Source organism: Ectothiorhodospira mobilis, assembly GCF_900114895.1.
GTDB classification, from domain to species: Bacteria; Pseudomonadota; Gammaproteobacteria; order Ectothiorhodospirales; family Ectothiorhodospiraceae; genus Ectothiorhodospira; species Ectothiorhodospira mobilis_A.
This window is the reverse complement of the sequence record NZ_FOUO01000011.1, coordinates 1-14178: the sequence shown is the minus strand read 5'-3', so window position 1 is coordinate 14178 and position 14178 is coordinate 1. Positions and strand designations below refer to the sequence as shown.

Annotated in this window: 14 protein-coding genes and 2 pseudogenes; 6 read left to right on the top strand and 10 right to left on the bottom strand. The window is 61.7% G+C overall.

Translation table 11 applies throughout. The features are described from left to right. The first annotated feature begins 20 nt into the window (after positions 1–20). The 6 genes from BM214_RS09075 to mgtE all read left to right on the top strand — a co-directional run bounded on the left by BM214_RS09075 (position 21) and on the right by mgtE (position 7486). A complete protein-coding gene (locus tag BM214_RS09075; protein WP_090485985.1) occupies positions 21–749 on the top strand; it encodes a GntR family transcriptional regulator in 729 nt (242 codons plus the stop codon). Between the two features lie 102 nt (positions 750–851). Continuing rightward, positions 852–1736 (top strand): methylisocitrate lyase, encoded by an 885-nt coding sequence (prpB, locus tag BM214_RS09070; protein WP_090485982.1) that lies wholly within the window; start codon positions 852–854, stop codon positions 1734–1736. Between the two features lie 16 nt (positions 1737–1752). Further along, complete coding sequence (gene prpC / locus BM214_RS09065) at positions 1753–2907, top strand: bifunctional 2-methylcitrate synthase/citrate synthase (protein WP_090485979.1); 1155 nt, start codon at positions 1753–1755, stop codon at positions 2905–2907. A 107-nt stretch (positions 2908–3014) separates the two neighbouring features. Continuing rightward, positions 3015–4463 carry a bifunctional 2-methylcitrate dehydratase/aconitate hydratase gene (locus BM214_RS09060; RefSeq protein WP_090485976.1) on the top strand — a complete coding sequence of 483 codons (1449 nt, stop codon included), beginning with the start codon at positions 3015–3017 and terminating at the stop codon, positions 4461–4463. A gap of 197 nt (positions 4464–4660) precedes the next feature. Then, positions 4661–5611 carry an MBL fold metallo-hydrolase gene (locus BM214_RS09055; protein WP_090485973.1) on the top strand — a complete coding sequence of 317 codons (951 nt, stop codon included), beginning with the start codon at positions 4661–4663 and terminating at the stop codon, positions 5609–5611. 183 nt (positions 5612–5794) lie between these two features. Next, positions 5795–7486: a magnesium transporter gene (gene mgtE / locus BM214_RS09050; protein WP_177217637.1), complete on the top strand. Its 1692-nt coding sequence runs from the start codon at positions 5795–5797 to the stop codon at positions 7484–7486. Positions 7487–7541: 55 nt separating this feature from the next. On the opposite strand, the pseudogene BM214_RS09045 reads toward mgtE, so the two are convergent. The 10 genes and pseudogenes from BM214_RS09045 to BM214_RS09015 form a co-directional block, all read right to left on the bottom strand. Then, positions 7542–7631, bottom strand: a pseudogene (locus BM214_RS09045) (type II toxin-antitoxin system YafQ family toxin); the annotation flags it as partial. A gap of 18 nt (positions 7632–7649) precedes the next feature. Continuing rightward, positions 7650–7907, bottom strand: coding sequence for a type II toxin-antitoxin system RelB/DinJ family antitoxin (locus BM214_RS09040; protein ID WP_090485970.1), 258 nt, complete (start codon positions 7905–7907; stop codon positions 7650–7652). A 615-nt stretch (positions 7908–8522) separates the two neighbouring features. Then, positions 8523–8951, bottom strand: coding sequence for an RpnC/YadD family protein (locus BM214_RS12585; RefSeq protein ID WP_244887915.1), 429 nt, complete (start codon positions 8949–8951; stop codon positions 8523–8525). Positions 8952–8997: 46 nt separating this feature from the next. Next, positions 8998–9793 (bottom strand): annotated as a pseudogene (locus tag BM214_RS09030) (transposase). A gap of 61 nt (positions 9794–9854) precedes the next feature. Beyond that, positions 9855–9974, bottom strand: coding sequence for a DUF6694 family lipoprotein (locus BM214_RS13090; protein ID WP_425319160.1), 120 nt, complete (start codon positions 9972–9974; stop codon positions 9855–9857). A 116-nt stretch (positions 9975–10090) separates the two neighbouring features. After that, a complete protein-coding gene (locus BM214_RS12415; RefSeq protein WP_143096379.1) occupies positions 10091–10471 on the bottom strand; it encodes a hypothetical protein in 381 nt (126 codons plus the stop codon). A 112-nt stretch (positions 10472–10583) separates the two neighbouring features. Then, positions 10584–11099 carry a hypothetical protein gene (locus tag BM214_RS09025; protein ID WP_090485967.1) on the bottom strand — a complete coding sequence of 172 codons (516 nt, stop codon included), beginning with the start codon at positions 11097–11099 and terminating at the stop codon, positions 10584–10586. Positions 11100–11215: 116 nt separating this feature from the next. After that, a complete protein-coding gene (locus tag BM214_RS12410) occupies positions 11216–11731 on the bottom strand; it encodes a hypothetical protein (RefSeq protein ID WP_143096378.1) in 516 nt (171 codons plus the stop codon). A 107-nt stretch (positions 11732–11838) separates the two neighbouring features. Beyond that, a complete protein-coding gene (locus BM214_RS09020) occupies positions 11839–12366 on the bottom strand; it encodes a hypothetical protein (protein WP_090485964.1) in 528 nt (175 codons plus the stop codon). A 310-nt stretch (positions 12367–12676) separates the two neighbouring features. Beyond that, the gene (locus tag BM214_RS09015; RefSeq protein ID WP_090485962.1) at positions 12677–13681 is read right to left on the bottom strand and encodes a hypothetical protein; all 1005 of its coding nucleotides are present in this window, start codon (positions 13679–13681) and stop codon (positions 12677–12679) included. Between the last annotated feature and the right edge of the window lie 497 nt (positions 13682–14178).

Here is a 14178-nt window from a genome sequence, read left to right as displayed (position 1 = left end):
TGTTAACAATCGGATCCGACATGGCACCCTATACCGATCAGCAACCAGGCGAGCCGGGCGTCACCCTGGCAGACCGGGTCTTCACCCGGCTGCGCAATGCCATCGTGGAAGGCGAGATCCCCGCCGGCAGCAAGATCAGCGAACCGGAGCTGGCGGCGGAATACGGCATCAGCCGCGGCCCCCTGCGGGACGCCATGGGCCGCCTGGAGGCCTGCCATCTGGTGGAACGGCGCGCCAACGTGGGCGCCCGGGTGGTCTCCCTCAGCCAGGAAGACCTGCTGGAGCTGTACATCCTGCGGGAGGCCCTGGAAGGCATGGCGGCGCGGCTGGCGGCGGAGCGCATCACCGAGAAGGAACTGAACCACCTGCGCCGGCTGCTCAAGCAGCACGAACAGCGGGGGGAACTGCAGGAGGGCATCGCCTACTTTCAGAAGGAGGGTGACCTGGACTTCCATTTCCGCATCGTCCAGGCCAGCGGCAACCAGCGCCTCGTGCAACTGCTGTGCAACGACCTGTACCACCTGATGCGCATGTACCGCTACCAGTTCGGCATGGCCAGCGCCCGGGCCCTGATCGCCTTCCGCGAGCACGGCCACATCGTCGAGGCCATCGCCGACCGCGACCCGGAAATGGCCGAGCTCATCATGCGCCGGCACATCCGCAGCTCGCGGGTGAACGTGGAGATGCTCTTCGACGCCCGGGACTCCCTCACCCGCCGGTCCGACCCGGACCTGAGCGAGGCGGGTTAGGTCCTTGGCGGCCCCCTGCCCCTGCGCCGTTGCAAGTAGCGCGGCGGCCCCCGGGTACGAGGCCGGAACCCAGACATCCCTTTTCTTCGCAAAGGAGTATCCATGACGCAAGCATCCACCCCAGGCGCCCGGTTGCGGCGCGCCGTAGAAGAGGAACAGCCGCTGCAGGTGGTGGGGGCCATCAACGCCTACCACGCCCTCATGGCCGAGCACGTGGGCTACCGCGCCCTGTACCTGTCCGGGGGCGGTGTCGCCGCCGGTTCCCTGGCCCTGCCGGACCTGGGCATCAGCACCCTGCACGACGTGCTGGAGGACGTGCGCCGCATCACCTACGTCACCGACGTGCCCCTGCTGGTGGACGCGGACACGGGCTTCGGTTCCAGCGCCTTCAACATCGCCCGCACCGTGCGGGAACTGGAACGGGCCGGCGCCGCCGGCTGCCATATCGAGGACCAGGTGCAGTCCAAGCGCTGCGGCCATCGGCCCGGCAAGGCCATCGTCGGCAAGGACGAGATGGTGGACCGCATCCGCGCCGCCGCCGACGCCCGGCGCAACGACTTTGTCATCATGGCCCGTACCGACGCCCTGGCCGTGGAGGGCATGGACTCGGCCATCGAGCGGGCCGTGGCCTGCGTCGAGGCCGGGGCCGACATGATCTTCCCCGAGGCCATGACCTCCCTGGAGCAGTACCGGCAGTTCGTGGAGGCGGTCCCGGTCCCCGTGCTGGCCAACATCACGGAGTTCGGCAGCACGCCCCTGTTCACCGTGGATGAACTCAAGGGCTCCGGGGTGGGCCTGGTGCTCTACCCCCTGTCGGCCTTCCGCGCCATGAACCAGGCGGCCCTCAACGTCTACGAGGCCATCCGCCGCGACGGCACCCAGCAAGGGGTGCTGGATACCATGCAGACCCGGGCCGAGCTCTATGAGCACCTGGGCTATCACGCCTACGAAGAGAAACTGGACCAGCTGTTCCGCAAAGGCGGCTAAGACGGAGAATCGAGCGATGACTGAGACCGAGAACACCAAGCCCAAGCCGAAGAAATCGGTAGCCCTGTCGGGCACGGTCGCCGGCAACACCGCCATCTGCACCGTGGGCCGCACCGGCAACGACCTGCACTACCGCGGCTACGACATCCTGGATTTCGCCGACCAGGCGGAATTCGAGGAGATCGCCTATCTGCTGGTGCACGGCACCCTGCCCAACCGCGCCGAACTGGCCCGTTACAAGGCCCAGCTGCGCGCCATGCGCGGCCTGCCGGCGGCCCTGCGCGCCACCCTGGAACAGATCCCCCCCTCCGCCCACCCCATGGACGTGCTGCGCACCAGCGTCTCCCTGCTGGGCACCCTGGAGCCGGAGAAGGAGGACATGAACACCGCCGGGGCACGGCACATCGCCGACCGCCTGCTGGCCTGCCTGGGCTCCGCCCTGCTCTACTGGTACCACTTCGCCCACCACGGCCGGCGCATCGACGTGGAGACCGACGATGACAGCATCGGCGGCCACTTCCTGCACCTGATGCACGGCAAGGCCCCCTCGGAAGACTGGGTGCGGGCCATGCACACCTCCCTCAACCTCTACGCCGAGCACGAGTTCAACGCCTCCACCTTCACCTCGCGCGTGGTGGCCGGCACCAACTCCGACATCTACTCCGCCCTCACCGGCGCCATCGGCGCCCTGCGCGGACCCAAGCACGGCGGCGCCAACGAGGTGGCCTGCGACATCCAGCTGCGCTACCACGATGCCGACGAGGCGGAGGCGGACATCCGCGAGCGCATCGCCCGCAAGGAGATCGTCATCGGCTTCGGCCATCCGGTCTACACCATCTCCGACCCGCGCAACCGCGTCATCAAGGACGTGGCCCGCCGCCTCTCCGAGGCCCAGGGGGACACGCGCATGTACCAGGTGGCCGAACGCCTGGAATCGGTCATGTGGGAGGTGAAGAAGATGTTCCCCAACCTGGACTGGTTCTCGGCGGTGTCCTACCACATGATGGGCATCCCCACGCCCCTGTTCACCCCCATCTTCGTCATCGCCCGCACCGCCGGCTGGGCGGCCCATGTCATCGAGCAGCGCCACGACGGCAAGATCATCCGTCCCAGCGCCAACTACATCGGGCCGGAGAACCAGGCCTGGGTGCCCCTGGACCAGCGCGGCTGAGGCACCCGCGGCGGGCGGGGGCCCATCCCGCCCGTACAGAACCCCCACCCGCCGCGGCCCCGGGCCGCGGCGGATCCCGCATCCCAATGACTACAGGAGACCCCCCCATGGGTGGACATACCGCTGACGCCAACGTGCGTCCCGAACCCGATCAGGAACTGGTGGCCATCGCCGACTACGTCTGCGGCTACGAGATCGACTCCGCCGAGGCCCTGGACACGGCCCGCAACTGCCTCATGGACTCCCTGGCCTGCGCCATGATGGCCCTGCAGTACCCCGAGTGCACCAAGCACCTGGGCCCCGTCGTCCCCGGTACCGTGGTACCCAACGGCACCCGCGTGCCCGGCACCCCGTTCCAGCTGGACCCCGTGCAGGGGGCCTTCAACATCGGCACCCTGGTGCGCTGGCTGGACTTCAACGACACCTGGCTGGCCGCCGAATGGGGCCACCCCTCGGACAACCTGGGGGCCATCCTGGCCGTGGCCGATTACCTCAGCCGCAAGGCCGTGGCCGAGGGCAAGGAACCCATGACCATGGGGCAGGTGCTGCACTACATGGTCAAGGCCCACGAGATCCAGGGCGTGCTGGCCCTGGAGAACAGCTTCAACCGCGTGGGCCTGGACCACGTGGTGCTGGTGAAGGTGGCCTCCGCCGCCGTCGCCGCCCACATGATGGGCGCCGACCGGGACCAGGTGATCGACGCCGTCTCCCAGGCCTTCGTGGACGGCCAGTCCCTGCGCACCTACCGCCACGCCCCCAACACCGGCTCGCGCAAGTCCTGGGCCGCCGGGGACGCCTGCGGCCGCGCCGTGCGCCTGGCCATGATGGTGATGAAGGGCGAGATGGGCCTGCCCAGCGTCCTCACCGCACCCCGCTGGGGCTTCTACGACGTGCTCTTCAAGGGCGAGAAGTTCCGCTTCCCCCAGGGCTACGGCAGCTACGTCATGGAGAACGTCCTGTTCAAGATCAGCTTCCCCGCCGAATTCCACGCCCAGACCGCCGTGGAATGCGCCCTGATCCTGCATGAGCAGGTGAAGGACCGCCTGGACGAGATCGACCACATCGAACTCACCACCCAGGACTCGGCCGTGCGCATCATCAGCAAGGACGGCCCGCTGCACAACTACGCCGACCGCGACCACTGCCTGCAGTACATGGTGGCCGTGCCGCTGATCTTCGGTGAACTCACCGCCCGCCACTACAACGACGACGTGGCCGCCGACCCCCGCATCGACGCCCTGCGCGAGAAGATGCGCGTCAACGAGGACCCCCGCTACTCCAAGGACTACCTGGACCCGGAGAAGCGCTCCATCGCCAACGCCATCCAGATCTTCTTCAAGGACGGCAGCAAGACCGAGAAGGTGGAGATCGAATACCCCATCGGCCACCGCCGCCGCCGCGCCGAGGGCATCCCCGTGCTGGAGCGCAAGTTCGACAGCGCCCTGCGCTCCCGCTTCCCGGCCCGCCAGGCCGAGGGCATCTATGCCCTGTGCAAGGAGGCCGACCGCCTCACGACCACCCCGGTGCACGAGTTCTTGGACCGCTTCATGATCTGATCCGCCCCGCACGCAGCGGATCCGGCAAGACAGACGGCCGCCCCCAGGGGCGGCCGTTTGCCGTATTCATCACCGCAGACACGGATGGCCCGGCTTGCCCCTTCCTCCTCAATGGCCCCTCCCCCATTCCCCCGGCCCAGGGGTTATCATGGCGTTTCAGTCAGGAATGCTCCCCCCCACAATCCAAAGGAGGCCCCATGAGCCCAGTGCATTACCAGGATCTTGACCATGGCATCACCGTCATCGATGCGGAAATCCAGCGCCCGGGGCTGGCTGCCTGTTACCTGATCCGGGAGGGGGATCGGGCGGCCTTTGTCGAGGCGGGCACGGCCCATTCCGTACCGGGGCTGTTGCAGGTGCTGGAGGAGAAGGGCATCGGCCGCGACCAAGTGGACTATGTCATCCCCACCCATGTGCACCTGGACCATGCCGGGGGCGTGGGGGTGCTCATGGAGCAATTGCCCCAGGCCCGGCTGGTGATCCATCCCCGCGGGGCGCGGCATATGATCGACCCCTCCAAGCTGCGCGCCGGGGCGGCGGCGGTGTATGGGGAGGAGGCCATGGACCGCATATTCGGCCCTTTGCTGCCGGTGCCCGAGGAACGGGTGATCCAGGCCGGTGAGGGGGACAGCATCCAGCTCAATGGCCGCACCCTGGCCTTCCTGGACACCCCGGGGCATGCCAAGCATCACTTCTCCATCGTGGATGAAAAGGGACGGGGCATCTTCAGCGGCGACACCTTCGGCCTCTCCTACCGGGAGTTCGATACCGAGCGCGGGGCCTTCGCCTTTCCCACCACCACCCCCGTGCAGTTCGACCCCGAGGCCCTGCACGCCTCGGTGGATCGTCTGGTGGACCGGGGGCTGGACTCCATGTACCTGACCCACTACGGGCGTGTGGGGGATCTGGAACGCCTGCGCCGGGAACAGCACGAGATGATCGATGCCTTCGTGGTCCTGGCCCGGGAGCACGCCGACGATGGCGAGACCCGCCACGGTGCCCTGGTGGAGGGCATGATGGCCCTGCTCATGGAACGCCTGAAGGCCCACGGCTGCACCCTGCCCGAGACACGGGTGCGGGAACTGGTGGGGATGGATGTGGAGCTCAACGTCCAGGGATTGGAGTTCTGGTTGGATCACGCCGGCTGACCGCCGGGCCCCGGCGGCGGTTTCATAGCCGCCGGGGGGCCATCACTCAGGGGATCCATGTCGCGAAGTCCGGCGCAACACGCTCGGCTCACGGGCCCCTGCATTCAGAGAATCAGCGCAACGCCTGAGCGAATGGAGGCTGGGCCCACAACGGCGAGGGTGGACCCTTTATGATATTGCGCCATGACGCACGCTAAAAACGATCACCTGACCATCCCCATCGACGCCTTGCGCGATGCCCTGCGTCGCAACAAGCACAAGCGGGCACGTCGAATCCTCCGCACGATGCACCCTGCGAAGGTGGCCAGTCTGCTGGAAACCCTGGACGCGGACCAACGCATCGCGGCCTGGCACCAAATCGATAAACGCTTCGAGCATAAGGTGCTCGCGCACCTCTCTCCGGCGCTGCAGGCCCAGCTCACCCATGAGACCGAAGCCGGCGTGCAGGGCGAGGTTCCGGACGGATTGAGCGGCGAGCAGGGCGAGGCGCCGGATGGATTGAGCAGCGAGCAGACCGCGGCGGACGATGATTCGGGGGACTCCCCTGAAACACAACTCAAACTGGTGCTGGAGGCACTGGAGAACGGCAAGCTCAAGCACATAGCACAACTGTTCAACAAGCTCCATCCGGCACGGATCGCCGGGCTCCTGGAGTCCCTACCGGCCAGTGAACGTGCGGCGGCCTGGGGTATGCTCGACCACGAGCGCACCGGGAAGGTGCTGCGCTATTTGCACGAAGGGGTTCGCCGGCGTCTGGCCGAGGAGATGGAGCTGGATGACCTGGTGGACGCCGCCCGCGGCCTCGAACCCGATGACCTGGTGGACCTGATCCAGGAGCTTCCACCCAAACTGGGCCGGGAGATCCTGTTCACCCTCAACCGGCGCGAGCGCGAGCGTGTGGAATCCCTGCTGTCCTACGACGAGGACAGCGCGGGCGGCCTGATGAACCCCGACCACATCGCCGTGCGCGCCGATATCAAGGTGGGCACGCTGCTGCGTTATCTGCGCCTGCTGGAGGATCTGCCGCCGAACACGGACAAGTTCTTCATCGTCGACCGGGACAATCGATACCAGGGCATCGTGCGCGCCAGGCGCGTCCTGACCACACGGCCGGAGACGACCATCACCGAGTTGATGGAGACCGATTTCGAACCGGTTCAGGCCGAGCAGCCCAGCGAGGAGATCGCCCGGCGTTTCGAGGACCACGACCTGATCTCGGTGCCTGTGGTGGACGGCGACGGTCACCTGCTCGGCCGCATCACCGTCGACGATGTGGTGGACGTCATCCGCGAACAGGCGGAACGCTCCATCATGGGGATGGCCGGTCTCCACGAGGAGACCGATATGTTCGCTCCGGTGTGGGCAAGCAGCCGCCGACGCGCGGTCTGGCTCGGGATCAATCTGCTCACCGCCTTCCTGGCCGCCGGGGTGATCGGCCTGTTCGAGGCCACCCTGGAGCAGGTGGTCGCACTCGCGGTACTGATGCCGATCGTCGCCAGCATGGGCGGCATCGCCGGCAGTCAGACCCTCACGCTGGTCATCCGCGGCTTGGCCACCGGCCAGCTCGGCTCGGGCAACACCCGAATCCTGCTGCTCAAGGAGATCGGCATCGGTCTGCTCAACGGGCTGCTCTGGGCCCTGGTGGTTGCCGCACTGGCGGTGCTCTGGTTCGGGAACTGGACGATTGGCACCATCATCGCCGCCGCAATCCTGTTGAATCTGTTATGCGCCGCCCTGGCCGGGGTGATGATTCCGATGATCATGCGCAAGCTGCGGATTGACCCGGCGCTCGCGGGCAGCGTCGTGCTGACCACGGTCACCGACGTGGTGGGGTTTTTTGCATTCCTCGGACTCGCCACCCTGATCCTGCTCTGAAGGACCCTTCCCCATGCACGGCCTATAGCCAGGGCCGGAGCTGGCAGCAAACGAACTACCCGCGGAAAAGATCCGCATGGCTGCCAGTACGCGCCAGATGCAACTCATCATCCACCACGCGATACAGCAGCAACCCATCGGGCTCGAGGTGTGCATCTCAGCATCAGATGTCTAAGTCCTCGAACAAGGCATCCGGGCTATCGAAACGCTTGCCCTTGCCGGCTTCCAACTCCTCCATGGCCTTGGACGTGGTAGCGTTCGGCACCTGCACAACAAATGGCAGACGTTGCTCTTCGGCGATCCGCAGCATCAGAAGGCGGATGGCGTCGGACACGGACAGGCCCATGGCCTCCAGAGCAGCGGTGGCGCGCTCCTTGGTTTCGCTGTCGATGCGGGCTCGGATCACGTTATCGGCACTCATGGCAATCCCCTCTCCAATGTAGTCACATTGTAGCTACAGTATAGCTGGACTACGTGCTTTTTCCACCATTCGGGCATGCCTCGCCCGCTTGCCTGTTGCTCTTGAACCTCATGCGACCATTGTGGCCTCCACGTTGCGGGTCGGTTCCGACCCGTCGAGGGGGCTGGGGCAGGACAGGGGCCTGGCCGTCCCGGGGGGATCCCTGGGAGCGCCAAGCACCCGCTTGGCTCAGTGCATGGCTTTACCCATGCCGAGCTGGGGCTCGGCGTTCCCAGATCGGGCTGGGACCAGGCGGGATTCCTGGGAGCGCCAAGCCCCAGCTTGGCTCTAGTGCATGGCTTCATCCATGCCGAGCTGGAGATCGGCGTTCCCAGATCGGGCTGGGACCAGGCGGGATTCCTGGGAGCGCCAAGCCCCAGCTTGGCTCTAGTGCATGGCTTCACCCATGCCGAGCTGGAGGTCGGCGTTGCCAGATCGGGCTGGGACCAAGCGGGATTCCTGGGAGCGCCAAGCCCCAGCTTGGCTCTGTTCTGCCGAGCTGGGGCTCGGCGTTCCCAGGGCCAAGGTCCGGCGTTCCCGGCTGCCGGGGCTGGGGATCAATATGGAGTCGGGAAATCAGTGCTGGGTCTCGGCACGTATCCGGGCCACTTCCTCAATCGGCAATTCCTCGATTTCGGCTATCGTCTGGTCATCCATCTCCGTCAGGGCAATCAGCTTACGGACCGCATTGCGTTTGCTTTCCAACGCATGGGCCTCAGCTTCCTGACGCCCTTCCTGACGCCCCTTTTCCTCCCAGCGTTCCGGCCACTTTTTGATGTGCTCAGCCAGCATGTCGTGTACCTCGTGCAGGTCCTGAAGGTCATTGAACTCGGGCAGCGGTCCCGGCGCTCGATGGGGCAACATCACGCGGCGGATCCACACCACGAATGAACGGCGCAAACCGGTCTGTTCTGGCGCCTTGAGCCAGTCCACCAGATGCCCCAATACTTGGAGCATATCCTGCTCGTCGCGGTTGTGCTCCAGCCGGAACAGCGCGGCGGCCACGTTGCGGGTCGGGGCCGTCCAATCCGGGGACTGGACGATGGCGCCCTCATCCAGCAGCAGATCGCTCAGCCGGGGCCGATTCGGTTCCAGGTCTTCGGCTATCGCACCGCCGCTGAAAGACCCTGCGGGCCGTTTCCATCCCGCGCAGGAACCGCACCTGGCGCTGGGCGGCCCGTTGCACCAGCCTCTCGGGGGTACCCACCGCCTGGCCGAAGGCCTGGAGGAAGGAGGAGCTTTGGGCAATGAAGGCCTCGGCGTCCATACCCAGGCGGACCAGGAGCCGGGGGGTGTGCTCCGGGATGAACCCCTTCTTGGCGGGGTGCACGCAGCGCCCCAGGGTCTCCACCAGGTCCAGGTAATCGGCCCAGGCGAACGGGATGGCCCAAGACTCCCGGGCGGTGGCGTCAAAAGGCATCAGAGGGCAATGGGTCCACCAGTCGCGCTCGGTAGGTCTCGGCCCATTCCCGCACCCGGGCCTGCTCGGCCGCGGTCATCACGGGGCGTTGCCGCACATCCAGATAGCGGCGCACCAACATCGGGCCACTGAACAGCGCCGTCCAGCGCCGCAGCACCTCCTCCTCCGTCCAGCCCTCGGCGCGCCCCGGATCCAGGCGCAACAAGATGTGGTAGTGGTTGCTCATGACCGCGTAGGCAGCCACATCCACGGCGAACACCGCCGACAACTGCCGCATCCGGGCCTCGATCCAGCCCCGCCGGTGGTCGAAATTCCGGCCCGTAAACCGGTCCTCGCCACACAGGAAGGCACGACGAACACAGCGGGAGACCACGTGGTACCAGGGGGTGTCGGTCACGCAGACCTGCTCGGATCGGGGACGGGTCATGGTTGGGCTCCTTCCTTGAGCGGACCTTTTGACCATAGTTCAGGCAGGTGGGGACTGCAAACTAAGTGGGTGTCCTTTTTTCTGGTTCCCTAACCTTTTCCACGGAAGCCTTCATCGCTTCATCTGAGGAAGCATCAATTTTCGGATCGCTGCATCCTGCAAGCATGGTGAACGCGATCATAAGTCCCAGTATTTTTAAGTAATACATGAGTTCTCCTTTTTGGCATCTAACGCCGAGCTAAAGGGCGCAAATGGAGCGCAGCGGAATTTGCGTCCATTTTGAGCGCCGTGTTAGGCTCATTCATTTATAATTGCATCAAGCTTAGCCACCCAATGCTCTGCTTCAGTCTTTGATAAATTGCCAACTTTAATCAAAGGACGGTTCTTATCTCTAAGAGTAAAATGCAACTGATTATTTGTTTTTACAGCGTTCTTTTCGATCCAATGCCATTGCCACTGTTTAATGTCCGTATAGTCATATTGTAATGACATGTCACGAAAGACAAATGCCACTTTTCTAGTCGCATCATTAAACGCAACCTTGACAGAGCCATTCAACAAATGGTCAATTTGGAATCCCGACTGTTTAAGTTTGTCAAGTTGATTCCTTGCCTGTATTTTCGTGTAAATAACCCATGCGATTATGGCCACTATAATTAACACTGGTAATGCTTCCATTTGATTCTCCTATTGTTTTTGTCGTGATGCCTAACGTTCCGCTTGAGCCGCGGCTTGCCCTGGAGCGCAGCGGAAGGGTAAGCCGTCGGATTCAAAGCGGTTGTTAGAAGTTTTAGCTGGACAAGCCCGCATTTCGGATTCTCTGGAGCAACGACACCCAACCATCAGTGCGCATAATTAGCGACAGACCTATGAGGCCCTGAAGCATATGAGCCACCATTAAAACCGCAGTTTGGAGCGGAACCTCTCCCGGCTCAACCCGAACGTACTGAACGTAAGCACCTGCGCTTACATAGGAAAAGCGCGTCAGGGCTTGCACTACAAGGAAAAGGCCAAGAGCAGCAAACACAGCGGCCTCAATACTTAAGAAGCAACTCCCGCCTATTCCATCGGTTGGTTTGGAGAGCGCCTTATTTGCGACTTTCCAGAGAAAAACCGCGGCAACAAGCCCGATCACGACAGCTGCGGCGGCGGCGCCCCAAAGCCCCCAGGCCGAAAAGGAAGAGCCGAGGTAGTCTTTCGCGGTGCCGAGAGTGGCGACTAAGGTCGGAGTAGCGAGAAGCATCTGCACCAGCAAGTAGATCGCGAACAGTTTCAGCGCGAGGCTCGTAATTTCCCTTTCCGTCATCGTTTCTCGTCCTTACTTCTAACGCCAATGTTCAGCGGCCGGTTTGGAGTGCAACGGAAAACCGGTCCGGTGGAGGCCCGCAGGGCCGGAACGAACTGCAACTACTTGTTAAATGGCTACACTTCAAGTTTCGGCAACGTCACATTGGTTATTAATTCGCGAAGGTTGATTAGGTCTTTTTTCTTTAGCTTTCCAAGGATTTTCCGTTTTCGGTATAAATCACCATTTCCCAGATGAGCTACCAAGTTCTTGGGGTAATTATGGGCATGAGGGTTGGAAGGAAATGGATCTGCGTCATTCTTATGAATTCTCCAGATTTCCCCCTTCGCACGAACGGTTTGTTCAGTGAGAGAAACTGGTATATCACCCGGGACAATCGATTCTTCCAGCTCTACTTCACAAAGCGTTTCAGGGTAATACTTAGAAAAATCAAAAGACGACAATAGCTCAACGATTTTTTCTTCTGGAAGATCGCGATACAGCAAATCCAACGAACTGTCCAAGGCAAGCACTTCTACCAAAGCGTTCTGCACATCATGGATCGTTGGGTATAAATCATCAGTGCTAAGCCTTTCTGCTGCTGCTTCAGCGTCTTTAATGAATTGATTTATCCAGTCACTTGGATCTTGCACAACTCCCTTCCTTGCCATTTAACGACAGCGCTCAGGCGCGCAGCTTTGCTGCGTCGCCTGCAGCCAATTGTTGGGCGTCGTGATCGGCTCTGATTCTGGGGCGTTTGCTACCCATCCTCGCGCCCTTCTACAAACGTCAGCGGCTCTTCGCTCTCACGATACAACCACCAACCGATTTCATAGAGCATTAGGACTGTTAGGGCGCCAAAGAACGCAGGCGCCGCGATTACCAAATCAACTGGAATGACCGTTGAAGTCGAAGTTAACACTAGCGTCACCACTAGTAGGCCCAATAGGGCAAGGGTCTTGACTGCAATCTTTGCGTAGATACCCAAGGCAATCTGATGGATGCACGCAATGCCGATCTGGTTGACCAGTTGTTCAAGGTAGCCGAGATATCCGAGAACTTTGTTGCCTAAATTCGGGTCCCCTGCCTCCCCTGGATCGTACGCGTCGATCGCAGAAACAATGCCTTTCACTCTTTCGTCCCAGTCCATCACGGGAAACTCGTCGAGATCGAGAAACTTCAGGCGCCACGAAAACTCTTCCGATTCGCCGACAATCTTCTGACCTGAGTCGCACGTACTCAAAAATCCATCAAAGGAAAAGAGCGCCTCTTTGAAACGGTGGAACAATTCCCGCTTCCGCGTATTCGCCTGTGCTGCCTGATAGGTTGTGAAAACGAATGATACCGAACCAAGTAGCGCCACTGCCGTTCAAATTAACGAAAGCGAAGACACTGTTGCGTTGACTACGTCGTCTCGCACGAGCGAGGACTTGGGAGGTACAAGCCAAACGGCGTGCGCTGATGCGGCGGCAGTAGCGACAATAAGCTGCCAACGCGCATCTCTCAGTCTAGTCAATAGCTGTGGCCACTGGAGGCTCATATTCCTACGCCCAACGTGCCAGCTCAGCCACGGCGGAGCCGTCGGCTGCAGCGCCGTGTTATACGCCCGCTGCACGCGAGGGCATGGGAGAGATAATGGCGTCAGTCCCCATCTCCTGTTCGAACACCTCTACGTCCGCCGCATGCGTCGAATTGGCGAGGAGATGTGGCTGCGCCAATGCGTCAAGGCCCATCACGATGTCGACAATTGGAAAATCACGCCTAGATTCGAGTTCAGCGGCGACTTGTCGGTGCAGCGGAGACGGAAGGGCCGCCTCTCGCGGGACTTTGGCATCGGCCGCAAGAAACTGGGCGACGATCCCCCAAGCGTAATAGAAGACTTCCATAAAAGCACCATCGTAGGGCACCGGGCACACGACTAGGTTCTTGCTTTGGTCAATCTTGATAAGGTCATTTCGTCCTTGGTGAGCGGGCACTATACCTAGACGCAAGCCTTCGGCACCCTCGAGAGCTAGCGGGTTCGTCTTCACAGTCGCACCGATCCACCTGTCAGAGTCTGTGTAGCCTAGGAATAGATCAGCTTTCCATAGGCCCTTTATGCTGCGAGGTAGGCTGTCACGTACGTTGCGCAAGCGAAATGCCTGGGCGATCTGCGAGAGATAGGTTCTGAGCTTCGGAGGCTGTGCCCTCGCCCCCGTCAGAACTCTCGAATCCTCGGTCAGAACATCATGTGCAGTATCTATTAGCTGTAGAGAGCCGTTCTTCTCAGCGCCGAAAAGAATCGATTCAATGTTTGTCCCAGGGACGCCACAGTAGTTGGTCAGAGCATCATATATCCGTTCAATAACAAGAGCGTCTCTTCTTCTGATGGCATCATGAACGGCATACTCAAAACATATTCCTATATCCCCATCCCCTTCTCTGCGCAGGCGCGGGAGCATCATCAACTTGACGTTCTCATAGCCACCGACTTCCGCAACGACCGCCTGCTTGATCGAATATAGTAGCCCATTAATAATCGGCCGAATGATAGCAATCAACGCAGAATATGGATCCGCTACTGGACTCTGCTGATACTCCTGGTAGTTCGCCACCTGGGTCATTTTATTCTCCGTAGTTCGTATAACAGTATATTCGACAGAATCGGCCTTCCACAGGAAAGACGGATTCTGTATAGCATGCCTGCAATCCTTCAGACCATGCCACCCATCCCCAAAGTATTGCATCAACAAGGAACCGTTTCGTCAGACCCTAATTAGACCAACCCTCCTCTTACGGACAAAGAGCGCGTTTTCTGGTCCCGCTTTAGCAAATATTTGATTCAAAAAGGAATCAATCCGGAATCGGTGCGCTGGTATCGGATTCGGGCGGAGCAGCTCATCCGTGCTTTCCCCGTCGACGACTGGACTCCCTAACTCCTGTCGACATCTCGGCCTATCTGCTCAAGGTGGGCGAATCCCCTCACCTGAAGACCTGGCAGTAACTCCAGGTCATCGACGCTATACGTACCTGTCCGGTAGCCCCCGTATTCCATAGCCCCCACTGATCCTCCATCGTCACCGGTACGATCTCAAGCAATAGAGGGGATGTGGCGGATGAG

Coding starts and splice junctions, on each gene's coding strand:
- BM214_RS09075 (WP_090485985.1), top strand. CDS start 21: ATGGCACCCTATACCGATCAGCAACCAGGCGAGCCGGGCGTCACCCTG.
- prpB (WP_090485982.1), top strand. CDS start 852: ATGACGCAAGCATCCACCCCAGGCGCCCGGTTGCGGCGCGCCGTAGAA.
- prpC (WP_090485979.1), top strand. CDS start 1,753: ATGACTGAGACCGAGAACACCAAGCCCAAGCCGAAGAAATCGGTAGCC.
- BM214_RS09060 (WP_090485976.1), top strand. CDS start 3,015: ATGGGTGGACATACCGCTGACGCCAACGTGCGTCCCGAACCCGATCAG.
- BM214_RS09055 (WP_090485973.1), top strand. CDS start 4,661: ATGAGCCCAGTGCATTACCAGGATCTTGACCATGGCATCACCGTCATC.
- mgtE (WP_177217637.1), top strand. CDS start 5,795: ATGACGCACGCTAAAAACGATCACCTGACCATCCCCATCGACGCCTTG.
- BM214_RS09040 (WP_090485970.1), bottom strand. CDS start 7,907: ATGAGTGCCGATAACGTGATCCGAGCCCGCATCGACAGCGAAACCAAG.
- BM214_RS13090 (WP_425319160.1), bottom strand. CDS start 9,974: ATGATCGCGTTCACCATGCTTGCAGGATGCAGCGATCCGAAAATTGAT.
- BM214_RS12415 (WP_143096379.1), bottom strand. CDS start 10,471: ATGGAAGCATTACCAGTGTTAATTATAGTGGCCATAATCGCATGGGTT.
- BM214_RS09025 (WP_090485967.1), bottom strand. CDS start 11,099: ATGACGGAAAGGGAAATTACGAGCCTCGCGCTGAAACTGTTCGCGATC.
- BM214_RS09015 (WP_090485962.1), bottom strand. CDS start 13,681: ATGACCCAGGTGGCGAACTACCAGGAGTATCAGCAGAGTCCAGTAGCG.